This window comes from Halalkalibacillus halophilus DSM 18494, assembly GCF_000423105.1.
GTDB lineage: Bacteria > Bacillota > Bacilli > Bacillales > Alkalibacillaceae > Halalkalibacillus > Halalkalibacillus halophilus.
Window position 1 is genome coordinate 1 of record NZ_AUHI01000021.1, and the last position, 22757, is coordinate 22757.

A 22757-nucleotide genomic window follows, 5' to 3' on the forward strand; every position below is an offset into this window, starting at 1 on the left:
GGGACAATTTTGTTATAAGTTCTCCATATGGTATTTGCTTGTATTTCAATGTCGTTGTTATCTACGGATTCATTATCAGGTTCGTCAGACCCATCCGCAGCTATAGGAGAACTAAATGATAGGGTGGTAAAAATTAGTGCTAAAGTGAGTACTGACATAAATGATTTTTTAAACATAATTTTCCTCTCCTTAAAAATAGTGATTGTTAAGTTTTTTTACATCCTCCTTCCTAATTTAATAAGAAAAACAATTAATGGTGTATTTTGTAATTGTTTGTTACAAATTGTAACTTAATTTTTAAAAAATTGCAATAATATAAACGAAATATTTTGAATTTATTTACCTTTTTCTGTATTTTCTTATGTATCTAGATATTTCCTTTTATATTTTTATACTCGGAATTCGTGATTTCTTGTAAACCAACCTATTCAGGCCAGGTAAAAAAGATTGATATCACAATAATTGATGTCAATAAAAGGATTATATTAAATATATTGTTATTTATAATTTCCAACCTATAGCCACATTCCTACCCTCTAAAACTCCTCCTTAAAAAAAAGGTTTCATGAATAGACAAAGGTAAATGATTTTTTAACCCTTCTTTTAGTAATTGCTTGATTATGTGTTGGATTACTAGATTTATATTGTGTATCATTAGTCAAATTCTGAGGGCTGCTTTCCGTATCTAATATCATATCTATTTTTTTAAACCTTAATTGGGGAAATTCTGAACTTCTTGTGTCTCAATGGATTCAGATTGAATTAAATCGACCAAAGATAATCAGAGGATTCTTTGATATGAAGTCAGTATTTCATGTAACCGTTAATTTCTTTTCTTTGAATGTAATTTTTAGCAAACAGCTTTTTGAGGCAATTATACAATGCCTCGCGCCCATGCATTTTGTAGTTCAGAAAATGAAAATTGAAGGCTGTTTACTACGCGCTGCCCGTCCATATGTATAACGGAGCATAAAACCAAGTAATGTATTATGTATGAACTTATAAATTTAAACAAAAAAATTACTCGACCGTTATTTGACGGTCTTTTTTTGTTCGCCCAGCATGGGCGAACTCTAACGGGTGAAAGTCCCGAGTGCGACCAAGTAGCGGTAAGCACCTAGCCGAAAGCAAGGGTGTCTGTGGTGACGCAGAATCTGAAGGAAGCTGTAGGCAAACCTCTGGTCTGACGTACAGAAATCATATAAGAGGCAACATGTGAGGATAAGACTGCAAAAGAAGTTAAAGTCCCATAGCTACGAACATCACATGGTGTATATATGGCAGATAGATGGAGGGAAAGAGTTCGTACCTTAACTGGGGAGGTCTCCCTATCTACCCCAAACGCTTATAGAGATATAAGTCTGGATAGGGAGAAGTCAGCAGAAGCCATAGTAATGAAGAAGTCTAACGAAAGTTAGAACGAGTGAAGGGCTGAACAATTTTATCGTTACGGAAATCTGAATTGGAAGAGAAAAAAAGACCACTGGCATACCGCGTTAAAGTGGATACCGACTTCACGTGAAAGAAAGGAACTAACAAGCATGTATGAAGGAAAACTTCTTGATGAAATACTTCGCAGGGATAACCTTGAACGAGCACATAAACAAGTAGAAAAGAACAAGGGTGCAGCAGGCGTAGATGGAATGACGGTGGAGAAACTATCGTTATTCATGATTGAAAACAGGAAGGATGTCATCCTTCAAATTCGCCAAAGGGAATATGACCCTTCGCCTGTGAAAAGAGTTGAAATTCCTAAACCAAATGGCGGAACCCGCCTTCTAGGAATTCCAACGGTAGTGGACAGGGTTATCCAACAAGCTATTTCGCAAGTCTTAACCCCTGTATTTGATAAACAATTCCATGAACATAGTTATGGATTCAGACCTGGACGGAATGCCGAAATGGCTATCCAACAAGCACTTGACTACTTGAATGATGGTTACGAATGGATTGTGGATATTGATCTGGAACGATTTTTCGATACGGTCAACCACGACCGGCTAATGAATATCATATCAAGGACGGTAAAAGATGGAGATGTCATCTCTCTTATTCGAAAGTTTTTGGTTAGCGGTGTACAACTTGATGAAGGGTACAAAGAAACCATCATAGGTACACCGCAAGGTGGAAATCTCTCGCCATTACTGAGTAATATCATGTTGAATGAGTTAGACCAAGAACTCGAAGAACGAGGATTAAGGTTCGTTCGATACGCTGATGATTGCATTATTATGGTCAAGAGCGAGATGTCAGCAAGACGCGTCATGCGGTCTGTATCAAAATTCATTGAAGAGAAACTAGGTTTAATCGTTAACATGACAAAATCGAAAGTGACTAAACCAAACGACCCTAACCTAAAGTTCTTAGGTTTTGGCTTCTTTAAAGACTACCAAATGGAAGAATATAAAGCAAAACCACATGAAAAATCCGTGGAAGCGTTCAAATACAAGTTAAAAGAACTAACAAGAAAGAACTGGAGCGTTGATACGAAGTATCAAGTGGAACGAATTAATCAAGTCATTCGAGGGTGGGTCAACTATTTTAGAATAGGTTATATGAAATCCGTTTTAAATAGAATTGACTCTCACACAAGAGTTCGACTAAGAATGTGTATCTGGAAGAAGTGGAAAACACCCCAGAAGCGTCGGAAGAACCTAGTGAAGCTCGGTATGAAAAGAAATCACGCGTATAAGAACAGTCACACCAGTAAAGGTGCGATACGGATAGCCTATTCGTGGGTTCTTACCACAACGATAACGAACAAGAGATTAGCCCAGTTCGGGCTAATCTCTTGCGTACAACACTATAATAAAATACATGCTTAATATAAAATTGAACCGCCGTATACGGAACCGTACGTACGGTGGTGTGAGAGGTCGGAGGTTAATTACCTCCTCCTACTCGATATGTTGTCATAACCGTCTTGAATCTATTAGAGGTGATCGGTTAAAGTGGTAGTAGAAGTTTGAGGCTAAGTTATTCTTTCATTTATTATAACGCTCAAAAGAGTGGTCCCATATTAAGACCACCCTTTTCTTCTATTCCTTATCCAATTCAATCGTCTCATTTATCCCCGTTGATTCCGAATCTTTCCCTGTCATCCGTTTATACAAAAAGGCGGTTTTCTTCTTGAAATCACCGCTGTCCCAATACTCTGCTGTTTCCGCATTCACTTTTATAAGGACCACGTTCGGATCGTCATAAGACGTTTGCATAAATTTCTCAAGTGCCTTACTCCAAAATTCTTTTTTCTTTTCTGTGTCTTCCACGATTTCTGCTTTTCCACGTACAGAAACATAGGAGTCACCTGCGTAAGCCACATTCACATCTTGTTCGTGTAAAATCTGATCAAATTTATCCGTTTCTTTTTTGGTGAAGAACCATAAGTCTCCATCAAACTCTACGTCCTGCGTTTTCATCGGGCGGGACACAAGCCCTTCTTCCGATGCAGTTGTCAGCATGGCTGTATCTATATCCTTAATTAACTTCCTTAACGTTTCTACTTCTTCTTGCTTTAGCTTATTAGACATTTCCATCACCTCACTAATGTATTAGAAGTATTTTACCCTTGTATAAAAAATTTAATCAGGTGGCAGCAGGAGACCCTTTTCCAGAGGCGTTTTAATATGAATCACTAAAAGAACATTGCATCAATCCGGAGCAAAATAAAAACAATGATTTTATGCATGTATATTTATACTAAAAATCCTGTTTTCTAGTTAGTAGTAGAAAACAGGATTTTATTAATGTAAATAATCAAATCTTGAGTTAAAAACATAAAGAAAATCAAAATACACCATTGCATAATTATACATAATCATGATATGTTATTAGCTATCAAGTTTAGAAGTAGTGATAATATAATCAAAAATTATTTAAAATATAAAAATATGGAGAGATTCAACATGGGAATGAAAAAAACACAGCAGGAAGAAGAAGTTACTAACAAAAAGGGATATACACCGAAACAATACATACGCTTTTTGCTTCCGTCATTAATTGGAATTTTGCTATTTTTAGTCCCTGTTTCTGTAGATGGAAATGTAACAATCGGGCTTGGAATTTTAGCGGATGGTCTACAGGGTGCTATAGAGGAATATATTCCTTTATTTATGACCATTGTACTCTGTGCTTCTGTCGTTGGTAGTTTGATTGTTAAATTTACTACCATAGAAGCAGTTAAAAAAAGTGCATTCTTAACTGGCTTATTTGATATCACGCTATTCTGGTTCCTATTGAGAGCTTTTGGCGCATTATTTGCTGTTCTCACTTTGAATGAAATAGGTCCTGAATTCATTTGGTCTGGTCTGACAGGTGGAGTGGTACTGTATGATTTAATTCCGGTCCTCATGGTTTGGTTTTTATTTGCTTGTTTGTTTATGCCGCTTTTACTTCAATTTGGGTTGATGGATTTTATCGGAGCATTGGTACGTAAATTAATGATTCCTTTATTTAAACTACCTGGGCGTTCCTCTGTGGATGCTTTAGTATCATGGATGGGAAGTGGAACAGTAGGGGTATTATTAACGACACAACAGTATGAGGCTGGTTACTATACAAAACGTGAAGCGGCTGTTGTTGCAACGAACTTCTCTATTGCATCCATTGCGTTTAGTCTTATTATTGCAAGGTTTTTAAATATAGACCATATGTTTATCCAGTTTTATTTTAGTGTCGTTGTAACAGGAGTCATCGCTGCTATTATATGTCCAAGAATCCCGCCTCTTTCGTTAAAGAAAGATACGTATTACGAGCCGGTAGGGAAGCAAATAGATGAAGTTGTGCCAGAAGGGGTATCTAGTTTCCAATGGGGAATTAGAAAGGCTGTTGAAAAAGCAGATCAAGTGAAGAGTTATACGAGTGTGATAAAAGGCGGGGTCAAGAATGTCATTGATATTTGGTTTGCTTTAATTCCGTTAGTGATGGCGCTCGGAACGGTAGCTCTTGTTATTGCGGAATTAACTCCTATATTTAATGTCTTATCGTATCCTTTCGTCCCATTACTTCAGTTACTACAAATCCCTGAGGCTCAAGCAGCTGCACCTGCTATGCTTGTTGGTTTTGCGGACATGTTTTTACCGGCTGTTGTTGGAAGTGGCATTGAGTCAGAACTTACACGTTTTGTGATCGGTGTCATGTCCTTATCCCAGTTAATATACATGTCTGAAATTGGTATACTATTAATCAAATCAAAAATTCCCGTTTCGTTCGCGCAACTATTTATTATATTTCTACAAAGAACCATCATTACGTTGCCAATTGCTGCATTAATGGCGCATCTATTATTTTTTTAATGGAAAGGTGAAGGATAGAAATGAATATAGAAGCATTTTTCACGGAAGACACGAAAGCTGCCCTTCAAAATGATCCACCAGGCCAATGGATGCCCACACTTCCAGATGGTTGTGTACGTTTAAGTTCTGGGGTTCCGGCACCTAATCTGATTCCCGTTGAGGAGCTGCAAGCAGCAGTGAGCCGCTTACTGGAAGAAGAGAAGGACATGCCGCTTCATTACGTGGGAAGCCCTAACATGGCAAAGCTAAAAGAGCAGCTTCAAGCGAGGATGTTACAACGTGGGATCCGTGCTTCCGAAGAAGAACTGTTAATTACATCCGGTGCATGCCAAGCAATCGATCTCATTGCCCGGATTTTACTTGATAATAAAACAGTCGTTGCCGTAGAATCGCCAACTTATATGGAAGCATTAGAAGTATTTCAAAACTACACGGAGCATTTTATTAGTATTCCAGTGGATGAATACGGACTGCAAACAGATAAATTAGAAGAGATGCTAGCGGAAAGGGAAAGCAAAGGGCTACCGCTTCCTAGCATTTTATATACGATACCAACTTTTCAAAATCCAACAGGGACAACGATGACCATGGATCGTCGGAAACATGTGTTGGAACTGGCTTCCACGTACGATTTTCTTATTTTAGAAGACGATGCATATGGCGAATTACATTTTCAAGCACCCCCAGTTCCATTAAAAGCGATGGACAATGAAGGACGTGTTCTATATCTTGGTTCCTTATCCAAGGTAGTAGCACCGGGAATGCGAATCGGTTGGGTAACGGCAACCCCCAAATTTATTAATACTCTGGCTCGGTTTAAAAAGGATTTAGACCATGCCTTTGCACAAGCAACCATGGCTTCCTATATAGATAGAACAGACTTAGAGAAAAGGCTCCACACCTTAAGAGAAACGTATCAACAAAAGTGTACCGCCTTACTTTCTGCCTTGGAACAACATATGCCGGAATCGGTCTCCTGGTATGTGCCAGAAGGTGGTTACTTTGTTTGGGTTAGAATCGTTGGTGTAGATACGGCGAAATTATTAACTCAAGCTCTCGATGAAGGTGTCTCCTACATCCCAGGGAAGCATTTTTTCTTAAATCATCAGGAGGGAGCAGAGTACCTTCGTTTATCATTTAGTTACGCCGATCATAAAGAGATCGGAGAAGGAATTGAAAAATTAAGTAAAGTTATCAAACGAAACCTTTCATAGTATTCATGCCAAGAGAAACCCCGTACTACTATTAAAGTGGTACGGGGTTAATTCATGTAATTTGGATTCGTTTCTTTTCTCTAAACTTTACATATCATGATCCGATTTTTGTTTTTGCCCTGTATGATTTCGCTGTTTTACTTTGTGCGAGCCTTGCATTGGTTCGCCATATGGCTGTTTCGGACTCTTTGGTAGATTTGGTTCTTCCTGCTGTTTTGGTCCTTTAGGTTTTCCACTCATTTTCTATCTCCTCCTTCCATTTAATCTAAATCCCTTTTAGGTTCTTCTTTATGCTTCCTGTCCTTAACCTCAGTAAATATGTTTTCTTCCAAGCTTGTTTGACTTTCCAAACTTCCATTCTGGGGATGAGATTGACTTGATTCAATCAGCGATTTGAGCATCTGAATATCTTTTTTAGTAGCATATTGGTTTTCGGGTTTTAACATATATCCTAATTGACCGTTCGCTTCTATTGTAGCCCATTGTAAATCACTAAAATGTTGGATATTTTCTTGTCTCATTCGTACTTCAAGCATATCAACAGTTAACCGTAGCTTCTTTAAATTGGTTTCATTTACTTGTCCGTTTTCGACTACGATCATTGATTTTCCATATATAAATGTTTCTAGAACATCCGATTTCAAAACGATATACTCTATAAAGATAAGCGTGCTCACCATAATAAATGTAATAACCATTGTTATCCAAATGCTTCTGTCACCAACAGGTTGAATAATCAAGGAACCAACAGCAATCATCATGACGGTTTGCGCAACCGTAAGCTGTGAAATTGATTTTCTTCCAGCTAGTCGCAAAATCAGGACGCCTCCAATGACTACGACAAGAGCTTTCCATAGGAAGTGAAAGTCCAAAAACATCCCCTCTTTTCAATAGTTGAAACTCTATATTTATAAGATGTATAGGATCTATTGTTTATTGTGGATGAGACGCTCCACTTTTATTCTCTAATCTTTTACTGATCCTCATATGCTGATAATAAAAGAAGCGGGAATCGTCTAAGACCGAATCCTCAATACTAATGCTTCCTTTTCTCCACATCTCCAATCGTTTCTGCTCGTGGGGTATTATATAATCTGCTCTTAGGGTCATAAATTTTCTGAGACGGCCAGAGCCCATGGTGTCCTGAGAATAGATAACTGACCATACAAGCAACAAAAAAGTATTCTAATCCTTCTCCACCAAACATCTCCATTGCCAATAGGAAAGCTGCTATAGGTGTATTAGCCCCGCCGCAAAAAACGGCGATTAATCCTAAAGCGGCGAGAAATGACATAGGTAAATCAATAAATGCATGTAAGGCATTCCCTAAGGTCGCTCCGATAAAAAATAAAGGGATAGCTTCCCCGCCCACAAAGCCGCTACCTAGGGTTACTGCTGTAAATATTAGCTTGGCTAGAAAAGCGAACGGTGGAATGTCTTCATTAAAAGATTGCTCTAGCATATCTAATCCACGGCCATTATAGTCTTGCGAACCGACAATCATTGTTAATATGACAATGATAATTCCTCCAACAAAGGCTCTTTTCATATGGTTTTTCTTAAAAATTTTCTCTGAAAAATGTTGAATCCCATGTCTCAACTGACAGTATAAAACACTCACCAAGCTGAAGATCACACATATCAGAATAACTTGTAGAAAGGTACTAATAGATACTTCTGGTACGGTGTGTATGATGAATTCTTCGTGTTCGTGTCCCCAGACAGCTACAGTCACATAGTGCCCAACAAAGCTTGCGGTAAGACAGGGTACAAATGCTTTAAATTTCAGCTTTCCTAATGTGGACATTTCCATGCCAAAAACAGCACCAGTTATAGGCGCACCAAAGGCAGATCCAAAACCAGCACTTATTCCGCTCATCATTAAAATTTTCTTGTCGACCTTGTTTACGTTGAAGAATTTGTTGACCGTTGCAGCTACACTTCCACCCATTTGGACAGCTGCCCCTTCTCGACCAGTTGACCCGCCAAAAAGGACAGTGATAAAGGTTCCGATATAAACGATCGGCCCCATTCGCCGCGGTACCTCTTTCTTTCCATGCACGGCATCTATCACGAGATTATTTAATTCAGCGGTGTCATTCCACGTATTATTCAAAAACACCTTTCCATAGTTCATATATATGTAGCCTATGATTAGTCCCCCAAAAGGAAGAAGGAAGATAAGCCAATCTCTTGTGGATCGTATATCATCTCCTAAAAAATCGTTTGTCACTAAAAGAAAAGTAGTTGCTGAACCAACGATGATTCCAATTATGGATCCAAAGAAAATCCATGGAACAAGAACGGAGAAAAAGTTTTTATATTTTAAAAGCACTGATCATCGCACCTCATTTCTCATCTTTTAGGAGTATCGATTCTATTTTTGCCCATTGGATGAGAATTATTAGAAGTAGGAAGAATTTAAACCCAAAAAAAGAGGAGAATTACGCATGGCAAACCCTATCCCTTCCATGTAAATAGGGTTATTTAGCTTGTGGTTTTCATCAATTAATCTATTCTAACGCTAGTTTGCTAGATGCCTGGTTTTATAAGGGATATGCAATAGCCCTTGTTTTTTTAAGTCAGTTGTATTATGATGTTTTTAAGTCATATGTATTACAATGATTTTTGAAAGAGAATATTTGGTTATCCCATATCAGTACAAATTTAAATGGATAAAACCAGAACCATGGTAGCTGGTGAAACAAAAAGGGTGGTTAAAATATGAATAAAACAGAATTTTGTTCGTATATCGATTATTCGCTTCTTTGGCAAAATCGAACACAAGATTCCATAGAAAAACGAAGTCAAGAAGTACTTAAATACGGATTTGCATGCTTATGTTGTTATCCAACGGACGTAGCGGTAGCTAAAAATATAATAGGAGACAAAGCTAGTATCAGTGGTGTGGTTGGATTTCCTTTTGGATTTGAGACGACCAAGACGAAAGTCCATGAAGCTACGGTAGCGATAGATGATGGGGCTAACGAAATTGATATGGTAATGAACATAGCTCGCTTTAAAGAGGGGGATTATGATTATGTGTTAGATGAATTGAAACAAGTTGTCGGAGCAGCAAAACATAAACGTAGCGATTGTATTGTGAAAGTTATTATTGAAACACCGCACCTTAAAAATAGAGAGGAGTTAGCTAAAGCTTGTGAGTTAGTGATTGAATCGGGTGCTGACTTCGTCAAAAATGCTACTGGATTTGCCGCTGGTTACGATGGTACAGGCTATGTAGATTACAACGATGAGATGGCTGAACCTTACGAAAATACAGGGATTGATAATGTACGCGCAATGCGTGAGATTGTAAAAGATCGAATAAAAATCAAATCTTCTGGCGACCCCAAAAACTTGGAAGAGTGCCTCTATTATATTGAGGAATTAGGTGTTTCTCGAATCGGTAATGATCATATTATTGAATGGCTCGAAGAACAGAAAGAAGATTATTGGCAAAATAAATAGAGAATAAGATAGCGTTGTAAATTAACTTTAATTAATAATAAAAGATAATATAGTGTGACTTTTTATGAATCGTTAAATAGATGTCTTATGTAAAACATAAAAGGGAGTAGATAGTATGAAGCGTATAAGTTTAGTTATAGTATCTTTAATAGTAGCAATTAGTTTAATCGGATGTTCAGAAAATGATAGTGAAGCGGAAAATGTTGAGGACCAAGATTTAGTGTTAGGTTTAACGACTTGGACAAGTACGGTTCCGCCTACAGAGATTGTTAAATATATCTTGGAGGACATGGGTTATAATATAGAAGTAAAAGAGGCGAATATTGGCGCTATTTATGTCGCATTAGCAGAAGGTGACATTGATATCTACATGGACTCTTGGTATCCACAACAGACACAATATTTAGAGCAGTACTCAGATTCTATCGAGCAATTATCACCAATCTATGAAGATGCAAATGCAGGAATGGTAGTTCCAAATTATATGGAAGATATAAATGATGTGGAAGATCTAGTTGGGAATGAAGATATGGTTAACAATGAAGTAATTGCCATTGAAGATGGGGACCCTGCTATGGATGAATTACAAGAATTAATTGATGCCTATGATCTTGACCTTAATCTCGTAAACTCTTCCGAAGGAGCAATGATTGCTGCTGCGAAAGCAAGTACGGATCAAGAGGAGCCTATTTTATTATATGGATGGCGTCCACATTCCATGTTTAATGACATGGGGTTAAAAATATTAACAAATGAAGAACACCCAGAGTATTTCTCAGGAAGTTCGATTCACCCTATCGCTAATGATGAGTTACATGAGAAAGCACCTGGAGCTTATGAATTATTAGAAGGTTTGACCATTTCTATTCCTGACATGGAAGAAATGATTATTAAGATTGATAACGGTGAAGATGCTGAAGAAGTAGCGCAAGAATGGGTCGAAGATAATCAAGATAGAATTGATGAAATAACTAACGATTAAGAGTGAATGCCTAGAGTTCGCCTGATAAAAAGGAGGGTATCCAATGGAAATCAAAAAGATGTACATTAATGGGGAATGGGTTGAAGCGAATACTGGTGAATTAAGAGAAATTATCAACCCATACAATCAAGAAGTTATCGCAAAGGTTTCAGAAGGTGATAAAAACGATGCGATTAAAGCTATCAAAGCCGCTCGAAAAGCCTTTGACCAAGGAGAATGGTCTACAACATCGGCAGTAGAGCGGGGAAAAGTTGTTGAAAAAATTGCGAACTTGATTCAACGGGATAAGGAAGAATTGGCTTATCTCGAATCACTTAATACAGGTAAAACAATGGAGGAAAGCCGTGGAGATATGGATGAAATCTCTTTGGTATTCAGATATTTTTCCGAAATGACTGATGATAGTAGTAGTGAAGTTCTTGACTCCCCTATTCCAAATTCAACTAGTAGAATCGTTCGTGAACCTGTTGGTGTGTGTGGGCAGATCACGCCATGGAATTACCCTTTATTACAGGCATCTTGGAAGTTAGCCCCGGCATTAGTGGCAGGTAACACCCTCGTACTGAAACCTAGTGAAATTACACCTTTGACCTCGATTAAAGTATTTGAATTAGTGGAAGAGGCAGGAGTTCCAGTAGGAGTTATAAATCTTGTGATGGGTGCGGGTGACACTGTTGGGGCAGAGCTCTCTTCTAATCATGAGGTAGACTTAATTTCTTTCACTGGTGGAATTGAATCAGGGAAAAAAGTGATGCAGGCTGCAAGCTCGAATGTAAAGAATCTAGCACTTGAATTAGGGGGTAAGAATCCTAATGTGATTTTTGAAGATGCTGATTTTGAAACAGCAGTTGATCAGGCTATGAATGCGGTGTTTTTCCATGCAGGGCAAATTTGCTCCGCAGGCACACGTTTAATTGTCGAAGAGAGTATTCATGATTCATTTGTTGATGCACTGGTCGAGCGTGTAAAGCATATTAAACTAGGCAATGGTTTTGACGAATCAACCCAAATGGGACCACTTATTTCGAATGAACATTTGAATAAAGTAATTAATTATGTGGAAAAAGGAAAGCAGGAGGGAGTGACGGTAGCCATCGGTGGTAGTCGTCCAAATGATCCTGCTTTACAAAGTGGTTTTTTCTATCTTCCAACCATATTAACGGATTGTAAAACGGATATGTATGTAGTCCAAGAAGAAGGTTTTGGGCCTGTCATCACTATTGAAAAATTCAGCACCGAAGAACAGGCTATACAATTGGCTAATGACTCTATTTATGGCCTTTCCGGTGGTGTTTTTACAAATGATATCTCAAAGGCTGAGCGACTTGCCACCAAAATGCGAATGGGTACAGTTTGGATCAATGATGTTAACCTTTACTTCCCACAAGCACCATGGGGAGGGTATAAACAATCTGGAATTGGTCGTGAACTAGGGAAAGAAGGACTTGAGGAATACCAGGAGACAAAACACATTTTTCATAACTTGAAGCCTGAACCGTTAAACTGGTTCTAGATTATCCCTAGATGTCTCTTTTTCAAGTACCTACAAAGGAATATAGGCACATTAGCTACTTGTATAACATCTTGTACTCGGGCCTTCATTAGAAGGAACCCGGTACGAGATGTATTTTCATATAGATAGGTTACATACATAAATTAGTCACTGTTTATTTTCTACATTTTGAGGTAGACCGATTACTTACATATCTCCTGTAAATAGTTTCTGATTTTATCTTCTACTATTTGCTCGCTATATAAATAGTGATAGATAACAGATTCGAATACTAAGCCTGTAATAAAAATAATGAAGGCATGGGCTTGTTCCTTAATTTTATCCTCATTTAACAGATAGCCATGTTGAGAAAGAATGTTTAATATACTCTCTGCAAAATTAAGATTTATATTCCGATATTCTTCACTCAAATCCTTATATTCTGGATTCATACTAGCCATTAAGGTGAATTTCACCCAAATATCATTCTCGATTCTTCCTTCTTTTGAATGGATTTGAACGATTTGTTTCCCCATACGAACAGCGGCTTCAAAGATATCTTGATCGTGCTCTACTTGGACGACCTGTTGCATTCTATTTTCAAATCTTTGAAAAATAACTTCCATGGCGAACGCGTATATGTCCTTTTGTTTTGGAAAAAAATATTGAACAGATCCTAAAGATAAATCAGCTTTTTTAGCAATTTCCCGTAAAGTCGTTTTTTCAAAGCCGTGTTGGTGGATAACGTCAAAAGTCGCTTTTACAATATGTTCTTTTCTTTCAGCGAGGTCAATTTTTTTAGGCATAAAAGTACTCCTTTAATTTGTAAGGTGCTTAATACTATCATAACATTTCTTAAGTCAAACGACTTAAAAATTTTATGATAACTTGAAAAGGAGTCGGTAACACTTGATTGCATGCCGAGTAACCAAATATAAAAAAGTAAACTTTCATAAGATTCGTTTAATAAATTTTATAAAATGGTTCGAAAGATATAAAAATTCAAATCGAGAATAAAGGCCAAATTAGTATTTCAAACCATTTAGCTTATATTGGATAATTCGTCATTAAGTATAAAAAGAAGAGAAAAGCGTATACTGCTCTTCTCTTCTTTACTTATTTAAACATGTTACCTATTTTCAATTGGCGGTTCCTCTTCACAAACATCCGCAATCTTCTTACATGTCTCATAAAAACGATTAAAGTCAAGCTCATGTAACTCCTCGGTATCTGTAGAATCCATGACATATTTCGCAAATTGCCATGTGTCTTCTTTAACATGTTCTTCACTTGTAATTGCTATCGTATACAGTGCTTCAAGCAACGCGGCCATTACCGTCATATCTTTCTTTCCGTATAGACGAATTTGGTAGAAGCTTCTGTAAAGGTAATCCTCGAATTTTTTCGGTTCCATGATAAATCTTAGTTCATCATTCTGGTCTGCATAATAACGAATAGGTTTATGAATAGATGCAAGCTCTGTTAAAAGAGAGCCGATCCTGTTTATACTGTTCACGGCGGTGTGGGGGTCATTTATACTTGGTGAAATCGATTTAACTGCAATTTCAACCAACTTCTGAATCGAAAATTCAATGTCCTGAACATTCGTACGTTCAATTCCAATTAACATATAGTGAAGAAAATAACTCATGTCTTCTACCTCATCCGACTGGTTTCTTTGCCAATAATAGAAGACCGGAGTTCCTTTGGTAACGAAATCTCCTACTTGGTATTCAGAAGATATTAGGATGTCATTGTTTTTAGCGAACTTAATTAACCCTTGGATTTCTAACCCTTGGAGATATCCGGATTGGTTTGCTTTGACAGTGTTGTGTGCATTTTCCTTCCACTGGTTGACCGTATCCTCGTCCCATTCAGAAGCTTCGATGAAGTCTTTTTCTCGGAAAGTGTTTTGGATAAGAAAGGAAGTGTCATTTCGGATTTGTCCAATCAAGTTATTCACCTGTAGAAAGCTTGAAGAATGGTGGATAAATAGAATGAAAAATCCGAGACTAATAATAGCGATAGTTACTGTTAAATATGCAGCTAAAAATTCTTTCTGACTACTAGTTCCAAGCCACATTAGGTTGATGAGCGTAAAAACAAACCCGAATGAAAAGACACCGAGGACATGCTGGGTCACTCGACTTTTCATAAAATCTTGCAACGTTCGTGGTGAAAACTGAGTCGAATATTTAGTTAGGACGACCATAATGGTAGAGAAACTAATTGTCGTCATCGTCAACACAGCAGTTATCAGAGCGCTGTATAAGCTCCTCGCAGTGCTTTTTTCTACGAAGTACTGAGAGAAGGTGTGTCCTTGAAAATTAGAAACAAGCCACGTATCCAATAAAATTGTTAATATTATGGCTATAAGTGCCATTAAGCCATAAATCGTGGGTAAAAACCAAAAACTATCTCGCATCTTGACCCACATTCTCATCGTATTCATAATTATCTCTCCTTCTTGGAACGTATATCGTTAGCATGATCTGAATACGCTAGAAATACTTTTATGCATGGGGATGATTGTGGGGCCCAGGAGGGTTACGTGTCAACTAATAGCTCTGGTTTTCCATGCACCAAGTATTTCCTTTTTTCTGTTTTTTTGATAATATCTTTTATGATACTAGAAAAATTTAGAGAAATTTCTTTAAAAGGAGATATGTAATTATGAAATCCCGTCATTTATCTATATTACTTACGATCCTTCTCACTGTTTCTTGGATCTGGTTTGCTTATGAAGATAATAAACCAAAGACAAGTGTGGATTTGGTCAATTATATATCAGTCAATGAAGATGGTGAATTACAAGATGTGATCTTAAATGATTCCTCATTAGAAAGTACCGACATAGAAAATCATGTAAACTATTTTCAACATTCAACTCAGGTAAGTCAATTTTTCATTGTGAAAGCAGATCATGAAGATAACTCACTACTAGTTGAAACGACACCAGGTTTAAATAGTAATAAACTTCACATCAAAGATATTAAAGAGATTGATGCCAATGCCTTACAAGAGATGTTAGCTGAGTGATATACTTGGCATTCCGGATGTGATTTATTTATAACTATTATAAAATAAAAACTTTTATAAAAAGTGTGTTATAATAGATAATACAACGAAAGACGCTTTACCCATTCAGACCACAGTCCTCGGCTCACTTCGTCTAAATGGGTAAAGTGTTTTTTGTGTTTTTAAATGTTTTTAAAAACTAGGAGGAACAAATATTGAAGAATACAGCATTAATTTATTGTGAAGATTATTTCGGTAAAATGGACGGAAAAACAGCAAATGGGTTAGTCCGTCGCTCAGAAAAGTATGACATTGTAGGTGTCATTGACAGTAAGAAAGCCGGAATGGATGCAGGTGAGGTTCTAAATCAAGGTAGAAATAGCATTCCAGTATTTCATAGTCTGGAGGATGCAATTAATCGACTTGATGAACTTCCAGCACAATTTATCTATGGAATTGCTCCCGCTGAAGCATTTCTTAAATCAGCTGAACGGGAACTTTTATTTCAAGCGATGCAGTATGGCATGAATCTTATTAATCCATTACATGAGTTCCTAGGCGAAGATGAGGAATTCTTGCAGTACGCAGCCCAGTGTGGAGTCACTATCACAGATGTGCGCAAACCACCTATGAAGAAAGACTTACATTTATTTTCCGGCCAAATATTTTCAGTGGAGGCGCCGATTATAGCAGTTTTAGGAACCGATAGTGCGGTTGGGAAAAGAACCACAGCTGTTGTGCTCCAGAGTGCTCTTGAAGAAATAGGGCTTAACGTTGCTATGATTGCGACGGGACAAACAGGGTTAATTCAAGGTGCTTCCTATGGAGTTGCGATTGATGCCCTTCCTTCTCAATATATAACTGGTGAAATTGAAAACCAGATCATGAGAGCTTATAACATAGAAAAACCTGACGTCATTATTGTGGAGGGACAAGGAGCACTTAGCCACCCTGCTTACATTAGTTCGTCAGGCATATTAAAAGGAGCGAGACCAAGTGCTGTCATTGTTCAACACCCTCCGATGCGCGTTAATTTAGGAGACTTTCCATTTATGAAAATGCCAACTTTGAAAAGTGAAATTGATTTAATCGAAAATTCTTCGAACGCAAAAGTGGTTGCCATTACGATTAATCATGAGAACATGAGGGACGATCAAATCGACCAAACCGTCGCTTCCTATGAGCAGAAGTTTGAAATACCTGCGACAGACGTTCTAAAGCACGGATCAGATAAGCTGGTCCAAAGTATTCTAACAGCCTTCCCGACGTTAAAAGAGAAGAAGGTTCTGGTCAGATGAATCTAACAGTCGAACCACCTAAACAACTTTATCTGAAACATAAAATGCCGAAAATAGAGATTAACCTTTCCAAAATCGCTCATAATGCTAGAATGCTTAAGTCGATGTACCAGTCGAAAGGCATTCATATAATGGGTGTAACAAAAGGTGTCTGTGGCAGCCTTGAAATTGCCAACCTTCTCGTTGATCAGGGTATATCACAATTAGGAGATTCCAAGATAGAGAATCTAAAAAGAATGAAAGAAGCAGGTGTACAAGCAGAGTTTGTCTTATTGAGAACGCCTGCACTTAGTGAAATCGAGGCCGTTGTAGACTATGCAGATATCAGTTTAAACTCTGAACTGGAGGTCATTCAACGATTATCTGAATGCGCATTAGAGAAAAACACCGTGCATAAAATAATTCTTATGATCGAGCTGGGTGATTTACGTGAAGGCGTAATGCCAGACCAACTCGATCGCTACATCCAAAGTATTTTACAACTGCGCGGCATAGAGGTCGTAGGGGTTGGAGCTAATTTCGCTTGTTTTGGAGGAGTAAAGCCGGATGCAAAAAAAATGAATACACTCTCGCACTTAGCCAGTGAAATTAGAAATCGATACCACCTATCCTTGCCGTTTATTTCAGGGGGGAATTCTGCTAATTACAACTGGTTCACATCCACTGAACAGATGGGTGAAATTAATCAGTTGCGTATTGGCGAATCAATTCTGCTCGGACAGGAAACCCTTTCACGCACCCCTATTCCAGGATTGTATACGGACGCTTTCACGTTTTATTCGGAAGTCATTGAATCAAAAATCAAACCCTCCGTCCCGTACGGAGAAATTGCACAAAACGCATTAGGGTTTTACCCCGAATTTGAAGAAAAAGGGAACATACGACACGCAATTCTAGGCGTCGGAATCCAAGACGTCCTTGTGGGTGGCCTAACTTCACTCCTAGATGTCAACATCATAGGATTCAGCAGTGACCATACCGTCCTTGATGCAAAGAAAGTCGACTTACAAGTAGGAGATGCAGTCGCTTTTAACTTAAACTATGGCGCGTTACTATCCTTAATGACATCGTCTACTGTAAGCAAAGAATATGTATAAATAATCTATCAATTGAAATGAAAAAATTACTCGACCGTCAGCTGACTGGTCTTTTTTTATAACTTGTAAGTATTACTTACAAGTTCAGAATGAAGGGTTAAGAGAATTAATTGGATTGTAAAATAATATATGCCTTTGAAAGCAAAAGGCATTTGGATAAATAAAACAGTCACTATATGAAAAAGAGAGATAAGCACTAACTGCTCATCTCTCTAATAACTTTTATCAACCTAAGAAAAAGTAATCCCTTCTTCTTCCTTCACTTCATTCTGTTCCGCAAACTCATCCAACAATTCACGCACTTCATCCGTAGATTCCGTACTCATCAGGCGATGTCTCAGGTCACTTGCACCTTTGAAGTCGCGGACGTAAATTTTAAAGAAGCGGCGAAGTGGTTTGAAATTCCGTGGTTCGAGTTCTTCGGAATATTTATCATGTAAATCAAGCTGCAGTCGCAGTAGTCCGAGTAGGTCTTCGCTCGTATGTTCCTTCTTCTCGGTTGCAAAGGCATACGGATTATGGAAGATTCCTCGTCCGATCATCACGCCATCTACACCATATCTTTCAACAAGCTCCAGCCCTTTCTGTCGGTCAGGAATGTCTCCATTAATCGTTAGTAGCGTATGGGGGGCCACTTCATCACGAAGCTTCTTGATTTCAGGAATCAACTCCCAATGCGCATCGACATTACTCATTTCCTTTTTCGTACGGAGATGGATGGAAAGGTTGACGATATCCTGTTCAAGGATGTGCTTCAGCCAGTCGTGCCATTCGCTTACTTCCGTATAACCAAGACGAGTCTTCACACTTACAGGTAGACCACCTGCTTTGGCTGCTTGAATGATTTCTGCTGCAACATCCGGGCGACGAATTAGTCCGCAACCTTTACCTTTCGTTGCAACATTAAGCGCTGGACAGCCCATATTGATATCTACACCACTAAAGCCCATTTCTGCCATGCCAATACTCATCTCGCGGAAATGTTCCGGCTTGTCTCCCCAAATATGCGCAACAAGCGGCTGTTCATCCTCTGTGAACGTTAGTCGCCCGCGCACACTGTCTATTCCTCTCGGGTGGCAGTAACTTTCCGTATTCGTAAACTCAGTAAAAAACACGTCAGGTCTCGCTGCTTCACTGACCACATGACGAAAAACAACGTCTGTCACAGCTTCCATCGGTGCCAACACAAAAAACGGCTTCGGCAACTCATGCCAAAAATTATTCTTCATACTATATCTGAACCCTTTCTATCAGGAAATCATCTTTCAACATAAACTTTCACAAGTGAATTCTGCAGTCACACTAGAATTCACCATTATATACTTTAATAGTATCAAACGAAAAGTGCAAGGGACAACTTTTGGCGGTTGGTAGGAATTTTTTAATGTAGGGTGTGTAAGTGTTAGGGAGTAATAAACATTGTAAGAAGAGGTCTTCTAACTTTTTTGAAGGGTGATGATTCAAAAGTTGATTTAAGGAAGACCTCTACATAAAAAAAGGCTACAAATCAATTTGAGTGATCTCGTCTTAGTAGAAAAAGGAAAAGATCTTTCATACCTGTGAAAATTATATGCAATACACCAAGCACGGTAATTATTTTAAATATCGGGTTCTCATATAAAGTAAGCCACTCTGAAAAAAGTTTTGTCTCTACAATTCTACTAGCAAAGTTTCCTATTCGATTAGGACTAGGTTCGAGAAATGTCCCATCTATAAGTATAAAGATGAACTGTAATAGGATAAAAATGCTGATTGTATAGAGCCACTTTTTTCTTAGTTTTGATTTCATGATTACCCCCCTTAAATCAACTACCCATATTGTATGGATTTATTTTCTTTAAATAACATACTTTTGTAACAGCTTACAATACAAAAATGAATTTGTGAAGGGTGGTGGTGAAGTGCAGTAATTTGGGTGATTTTAATAGTTACTGCGCTCACTATTTCCGTTATAATAGCGATAATGTACATATAGAAAGAAGGAGCACCTATGAAGTTTATCATTCAACATAGTATGTTTACGTTAGGATTATTGATCTTTAGCTACGGAATCGCGCTCGCGGTGACAGTGCAACACCTTGGGATCCACCCATGGGATGTGTTAAGTATCGCTCTATTTGATTTGTTCGGACTATCTATTGGGACATGGGCGGTCATTGTTGGCATGGTGCTCGTCGGGATTTCGTTAATATTAGATAAAAAATACATCAATTATGGAACATTCCTAAACGGTATTCTTGTCGGTCCATTAGTTGATTTATTCTTATGGTTAGACTGGTTTCCTGCCAGCAGTACTTATGCCGTTCAAGTTATCATTTTATTATTTGCAATTGTCGTGATGGGATTCGGTGGGGGAATGTATGCAGCAGCCAAGATCGGTGTCGGCCCACGTGATGGGTTCATGTTGTCGATTTCAGATAAAGTGGGCTGGTCGATTAGCCGAGTAAGAATTATTGTGGAATCTTCCGTACTTGTTCTAGCATTTGTGCTAGGAGGGCCAGTATTCATTTTCACGTTTATTTATACCTTTATCCAAAGTCCAATTTTTCAACAGTCGTATCATTTTCATACGAGACAGCTGGATAGGTTGTTGGATGTGGGTGGACATAAGTTTACTTAGAGTTGTAGATGCAAGGCTTATAAATTAATGAAATGGGGGGTCATCATGACTGAAATTATAAAAGCTAATGAAAGTCACGTGGAAGGGATTGCAGACGTTTGTACTAATGCATATTGGGCTACCTATGAGGCGACTCACATAGAAGAGTACATTAAAAGACTCTATCTATTTTTCTTGATTGGACAGGCATTTAAAATGATAATAATCAACACAAGGAGAATAGCTGCATATTCACCTATGAAGATTAACCAAATGATACCACATGAATTGCAATACCAATAACTGAATAAAATTTTCTTTTAAAATAGTTTCAGTGATGATAGAATGTTTTTGTATTAACGGGGCATTAGCTCAGCTGGGAGAGCGCTTCGCTGGCAGTGAAGAGGTCATCGGTTCGAGCCCGATATGCTCCATTGAACGGAACCTTTGTTTATCAAGGGTTCTTTTTTTAACTAATTTATTAATATTCTCTTTACGGAATATTCCTTTTGAGTTATACTTAAAATATGGAAAGAATATTTAGTGCTCTAGCAGAATCAAATCGAATAAGAATCGTTCAACTATTAAAAGAAAAACCACTTACAGTAGGAGAGGTCGCCGAAAATCTTCAACTGCGTCAACCTCAGGCTTCTAAACATTTAAAAGTACTTCATGATGCTGGCATTGTTGAAGTGATACCACAGGCTAACCGGAGATTTTACAGACTGCGCCCTGAGCCATTCAAAGAGTTAGACGTTTGGTTCGATTCCTTTCGATCGATTTGGGAGGGTCGTTTAGACCGGTTGGACGATTATCTACATGATTTACAGGCAGAAGAATCGAATGAGGATTAAAAAGAACTTCACCATTGTGTAACCAACTGTTCATTTGGAGTACTCAGTATTTTTAGCTTCAAAAAATCTCAAGTTGGAGGAATGTAGATGAATGAAAACAAAGCTAGTTCACAGATGAAGCATTGGGTAGAAGGGAAAGAGTTAGTGGTTGAAAAGGAATTTACTGCACCAAGGAATCTTGTGTTTAAAATGTTCTCGGACCCCGTTCATTTAGCTAATTGGTGGGGACCAAAAGGTTGGGAAACAACCAATTCTCGTTTTGAATTTGAGCCGAACGGTGTATGGAATTATTGTATGGAGTGTGTGGATAAAGACCAAGTAGATTTTTACGGTCAAAAATCTTGTGGGAAATCAATATTTCATGAAATTGTATCCCCTGACAAAATCGTGTACACGGATGTTTTTGCTGATGAGGATGGGACTCCTACACCTGGAGCCCCGGAAATGCATATCACATTGACGCTTGAAGAAAATCAAGGTAAGACCAAGCTTCTATCACGGACTCAGTTCGCATCTGAGGAAGAGGTACAAAAAGTTATTGATATGGGTGTAGTTCAAGGGTTAACATCACATTATGAAGAACTGGATAGTTATTTAAATCAACTATAATTTAGAAGCTCAGACAGCAAAAATTCAGGACTTACTATTCGAAGTAAAGATAAATTATCTTCGAAAAGGATAGAAAAGTTTAAAATACTCCACATCATTAATGAAGATGCCTCGGCTGTTCTTACAGCTGGGCATCTTCTCTTTGATAATAACCTAGAAAAATCTAATTTTATTTAATTGATGTAAATGATTTTCTCCAAGAAACGTCCCTCACTGATTCTGGGATTTTTTCAACCCCTTTCTTTACAGCAGTAATCGTTTCTTCAGCTTCCATTACCAGCGCATCAAGTAGTTGAAAAGACTCTTCAGCTACTAATAATTCATCCTCATTTACTTCTAATACAAAGCTTTCTAGATTAAAGCTATCAGCATCATTATGATAACCTATCAAAAGAATATGAATATAACAACAAAGGAAGTGTATAGTGCAAAATAAAAGTAGTGAGAATTGCAAAGAAAACTTTAGAACGCTGTAATCGACAAAAAGCAAAAAAAAGGCTTGCCAGCCCAATCAAAACACCCTACCGTTAATGGTGACTAAACAATTAATGGTGGAGGGGAATGAAAGGATGCTGGCAATGCCTGAAGTTAATCATATCAAAAAACTAAGAAACGAGAAATCATTATCGATCAATGAAATATCAAAAAGAACGGGATTCAGCTGGGAAACAGTAAAGAAATATGCAGATGAGGATCAATTTCCTTCGGAGATTCTCCCTAAAAAGGGCGGCATGATGTATGAAGAAAAATGGGGAGAAATTGTTTCTGATTGGCTGTTAGAAGATTACGCTTTGAAAAAGAAGTTACGTCGTAATAATAAGATTATCTA

Annotated in this window: 22 protein-coding genes, 1 tRNA gene and 1 pseudogene; 15 read left to right on the plus strand and 9 right to left on the minus strand. The window is 37.9% G+C overall.

All coding sequences use genetic code 11. The features are described from left to right. Positions 1-1541 precede the first annotated feature (1541 nt). Positions 1542-2825: a group II intron reverse transcriptase/maturase gene (ltrA, locus tag G532_RS0111205; protein WP_027964897.1), complete on the plus strand. Its 1284-nt coding sequence runs from the start codon at positions 1542-1544 to the stop codon at positions 2823-2825. 213 nt (positions 2826-3038) lie between these two features. On the opposite strand, the gene G532_RS0111210 is transcribed toward ltrA, so the two are convergent. Further along, positions 3039-3530: a pyridoxamine 5'-phosphate oxidase family protein gene (locus G532_RS0111210; RefSeq protein WP_027964898.1), complete on the minus strand. Its 492-nt coding sequence runs from the start codon at positions 3528-3530 to the stop codon at positions 3039-3041. A 381-nt stretch (positions 3531-3911) separates the two neighbouring features. Between G532_RS0111210 and G532_RS0111215 the strand changes: the two genes are divergently transcribed. Both G532_RS0111215 and G532_RS0111220 read left to right on the plus strand, forming a co-directional pair. Further along, a complete protein-coding gene (locus G532_RS0111215; RefSeq protein WP_425402133.1) occupies positions 3912-5294 on the plus strand; it encodes a YjiH family protein in 1383 nt (460 codons plus the stop codon). 20 nt (positions 5295-5314) lie between these two features. Then, on the plus strand, positions 5315-6508 hold the full coding sequence (locus G532_RS0111220) for an aminotransferase-like domain-containing protein (protein ID WP_027964900.1): 1194 nt from the start codon (positions 5315-5317) through the stop codon (positions 6506-6508). 87 nt (positions 6509-6595) lie between these two features. Here the strand turns inward: G532_RS0111220 and G532_RS0111225 are convergent, their stop codons facing one another. From G532_RS0111225 to G532_RS0111235, 3 genes are all read right to left on the minus strand, one after another. Then, entirely contained in the window at positions 6596-6748 is a 153-nt protein-coding gene (locus G532_RS0111225; protein ID WP_027964901.1) for a small acid-soluble spore protein P, read from the minus strand. 20 nt (positions 6749-6768) lie between these two features. Further along, positions 6769-7380 (minus strand): DUF421 domain-containing protein, encoded by a 612-nt coding sequence (locus G532_RS0111230; protein ID WP_027964902.1) that lies wholly within the window; start codon positions 7378-7380, stop codon positions 6769-6771. Positions 7381-7544: 164 nt separating this feature from the next. Then, positions 7545-8843: a voltage-gated chloride channel family protein gene (locus tag G532_RS0111235; protein WP_027964903.1), complete on the minus strand. Its 1299-nt coding sequence runs from the start codon at positions 8841-8843 to the stop codon at positions 7545-7547. A gap of 389 nt (positions 8844-9232) precedes the next feature. On the opposite strand from G532_RS0111235, the gene deoC reads away from it, so the two are divergent. The 3 genes from deoC to betB all read left to right on the plus strand — a co-directional run bounded on the left by deoC (position 9233) and on the right by betB (position 12474). Beyond that, positions 9233-9979 (plus strand): deoxyribose-phosphate aldolase, encoded by a 747-nt coding sequence (gene deoC, locus G532_RS15215; RefSeq protein ID WP_051189156.1) that lies wholly within the window; start codon positions 9233-9235, stop codon positions 9977-9979. Positions 9980-10094: 115 nt separating this feature from the next. Continuing rightward, positions 10095-10961, plus strand: coding sequence for a glycine betaine ABC transporter substrate-binding protein (locus G532_RS0111245; RefSeq protein ID WP_027964904.1), 867 nt, complete (start codon positions 10095-10097; stop codon positions 10959-10961). Positions 10962-11004: 43 nt separating this feature from the next. Continuing rightward, a complete protein-coding gene (gene betB / locus G532_RS0111250) occupies positions 11005-12474 on the plus strand; it encodes a betaine-aldehyde dehydrogenase (protein ID WP_027964905.1) in 1470 nt (489 codons plus the stop codon). A 182-nt stretch (positions 12475-12656) separates the two neighbouring features. On the opposite strand, the gene G532_RS0111255 is transcribed toward betB, so the two are convergent. Both G532_RS0111255 and G532_RS0111260 read right to left on the minus strand, forming a co-directional pair. After that, positions 12657-13259 carry a TetR/AcrR family transcriptional regulator gene (locus G532_RS0111255; protein WP_027964906.1) on the minus strand — a complete coding sequence of 201 codons (603 nt, stop codon included), beginning with the start codon at positions 13257-13259 and terminating at the stop codon, positions 12657-12659. 323 nt (positions 13260-13582) lie between these two features. Beyond that, positions 13583-14905: a DUF2254 domain-containing protein gene (locus G532_RS0111260; protein ID WP_027964907.1), complete on the minus strand. Its 1323-nt coding sequence runs from the start codon at positions 14903-14905 to the stop codon at positions 13583-13585. Between the two features lie 221 nt (positions 14906-15126). On the opposite strand from G532_RS0111260, the gene G532_RS0111265 reads away from it, so the two are divergent. From G532_RS0111265 to G532_RS0111275, 3 genes are all read left to right on the plus strand, one after another. After that, a complete protein-coding gene (locus G532_RS0111265; protein ID WP_027964908.1) occupies positions 15127-15492 on the plus strand; it encodes a hypothetical protein in 366 nt (121 codons plus the stop codon). Between the two features lie 194 nt (positions 15493-15686). Next, complete coding sequence (locus G532_RS0111270) at positions 15687-16769, plus strand: N-acetyltransferase DgcN family protein (RefSeq protein ID WP_027964909.1); 1083 nt, start codon at positions 15687-15689, stop codon at positions 16767-16769. Next, positions 16766-17866, plus strand: coding sequence for an alanine/ornithine racemase family PLP-dependent enzyme (locus G532_RS0111275; protein WP_084500723.1), 1101 nt, complete (start codon positions 16766-16768; stop codon positions 17864-17866). Before G532_RS0111270 ends, G532_RS0111275 begins: the two co-directional genes overlap by 4 nt. 230 nt (positions 17867-18096) lie before the next feature. Here the strand turns inward: G532_RS0111275 and G532_RS0111280 are convergent, their stop codons facing one another. Continuing rightward, entirely contained in the window at positions 18097-19095 is a 999-nt protein-coding gene (locus G532_RS0111280; protein ID WP_027964911.1) for a tRNA dihydrouridine synthase, read from the minus strand. 278 nt (positions 19096-19373) lie between these two features. Next, the gene (locus tag G532_RS15220) at positions 19374-19655 is read right to left on the minus strand and encodes a YfzA family protein (RefSeq protein ID WP_051189157.1); all 282 of its coding nucleotides are present in this window, start codon (positions 19653-19655) and stop codon (positions 19374-19376) included. Positions 19656-19856: 201 nt separating this feature from the next. Here G532_RS15220 and G532_RS0111290 point away from each other — a divergent pair, with 201 nt between their 5' ends. The 5 genes from G532_RS0111290 to G532_RS0111310 all read left to right on the plus strand — a co-directional run bounded on the left by G532_RS0111290 (position 19857) and on the right by G532_RS0111310 (position 21928). Beyond that, positions 19857-20486, plus strand: a complete 630-nt coding sequence (locus G532_RS0111290; RefSeq protein WP_027964912.1) for a YczE/YyaS/YitT family protein — start codon at positions 19857-19859, stop codon at positions 20484-20486. Between the two features lie 45 nt (positions 20487-20531). After that, on the plus strand, positions 20532-20768 hold the full coding sequence (locus G532_RS0111295; RefSeq protein WP_027964913.1) for a hypothetical protein: 237 nt from the start codon (positions 20532-20534) through the stop codon (positions 20766-20768). A 58-nt stretch (positions 20769-20826) separates the two neighbouring features. Continuing rightward, positions 20827-20899, plus strand: a tRNA-Ala gene (locus G532_RS0111300). A 93-nt stretch (positions 20900-20992) separates the two neighbouring features. Beyond that, positions 20993-21319: an ArsR/SmtB family transcription factor gene (locus G532_RS0111305; protein WP_027964914.1), complete on the plus strand. Its 327-nt coding sequence runs from the start codon at positions 20993-20995 to the stop codon at positions 21317-21319. 87 nt (positions 21320-21406) lie between these two features. Next, positions 21407-21928 (plus strand): SRPBCC domain-containing protein, encoded by a 522-nt coding sequence (locus tag G532_RS0111310; RefSeq protein WP_027964915.1) that lies wholly within the window; start codon positions 21407-21409, stop codon positions 21926-21928. A 169-nt stretch (positions 21929-22097) separates the two neighbouring features. On the opposite strand, the gene G532_RS16100 is transcribed toward G532_RS0111310, so the two are convergent. Then, positions 22098-22319: a hypothetical protein gene (locus G532_RS16100; protein ID WP_156882585.1), complete on the minus strand. Its 222-nt coding sequence runs from the start codon at positions 22317-22319 to the stop codon at positions 22098-22100. 187 nt (positions 22320-22506) lie between these two features. Between G532_RS16100 and G532_RS0111320 the strand changes: the two are divergent. Then, positions 22507-22757 (plus strand): annotated as a pseudogene (locus tag G532_RS0111320) (IS21 family transposase); the annotation flags it as partial.

Coding starts and splice junctions, on each gene's coding strand:
- ltrA (WP_027964897.1), top strand. CDS start 1,542: ATGTATGAAGGAAAACTTCTTGATGAAATACTTCGCAGGGATAACCTT.
- G532_RS0111255 (WP_027964906.1), bottom strand. CDS start 13,259: ATGCCTAAAAAAATTGACCTCGCTGAAAGAAAAGAACATATTGTAAAA.
- G532_RS0111290 (WP_027964912.1), top strand. CDS start 19,857: ATGAAGTTTATCATTCAACATAGTATGTTTACGTTAGGATTATTGATC.
- G532_RS0111265 (WP_027964908.1), top strand. CDS start 15,127: ATGAAATCCCGTCATTTATCTATATTACTTACGATCCTTCTCACTGTT.
- G532_RS15220 (WP_051189157.1), bottom strand. CDS start 19,655: ATGAAATCAAAACTAAGAAAAAAGTGGCTCTATACAATCAGCATTTTT.
- G532_RS0111225 (WP_027964901.1), bottom strand. CDS start 6,748: ATGAGTGGAAAACCTAAAGGACCAAAACAGCAGGAAGAACCAAATCTA.
- G532_RS0111275 (WP_084500723.1), top strand. CDS start 16,766: ATGAATCTAACAGTCGAACCACCTAAACAACTTTATCTGAAACATAAA.
- betB (WP_027964905.1), top strand. CDS start 11,005: ATGGAAATCAAAAAGATGTACATTAATGGGGAATGGGTTGAAGCGAAT.
- G532_RS0111295 (WP_027964913.1), top strand. CDS start 20,532: ATGACTGAAATTATAAAAGCTAATGAAAGTCACGTGGAAGGGATTGCA.
- G532_RS0111310 (WP_027964915.1), top strand. CDS start 21,407: ATGAATGAAAACAAAGCTAGTTCACAGATGAAGCATTGGGTAGAAGGG.
- G532_RS0111305 (WP_027964914.1), top strand. CDS start 20,993: ATGGAAAGAATATTTAGTGCTCTAGCAGAATCAAATCGAATAAGAATC.
- G532_RS0111210 (WP_027964898.1), bottom strand. CDS start 3,530: ATGTCTAATAAGCTAAAGCAAGAAGAAGTAGAAACGTTAAGGAAGTTA.
- G532_RS0111260 (WP_027964907.1), bottom strand. CDS start 14,905: ATGAATACGATGAGAATGTGGGTCAAGATGCGAGATAGTTTTTGGTTT.
- G532_RS0111215 (WP_425402133.1), top strand. CDS start 3,912: ATGAAAAAAACACAGCAGGAAGAAGAAGTTACTAACAAAAAGGGATAT.
- G532_RS0111220 (WP_027964900.1), top strand. CDS start 5,315: ATGAATATAGAAGCATTTTTCACGGAAGACACGAAAGCTGCCCTTCAA.
- G532_RS0111280 (WP_027964911.1), bottom strand. CDS start 19,095: ATGAAGAATAATTTTTGGCATGAGTTGCCGAAGCCGTTTTTTGTGTTG.
- G532_RS0111245 (WP_027964904.1), top strand. CDS start 10,095: ATGAAGCGTATAAGTTTAGTTATAGTATCTTTAATAGTAGCAATTAGT.
- deoC (WP_051189156.1), top strand. CDS start 9,233: ATGAATAAAACAGAATTTTGTTCGTATATCGATTATTCGCTTCTTTGG.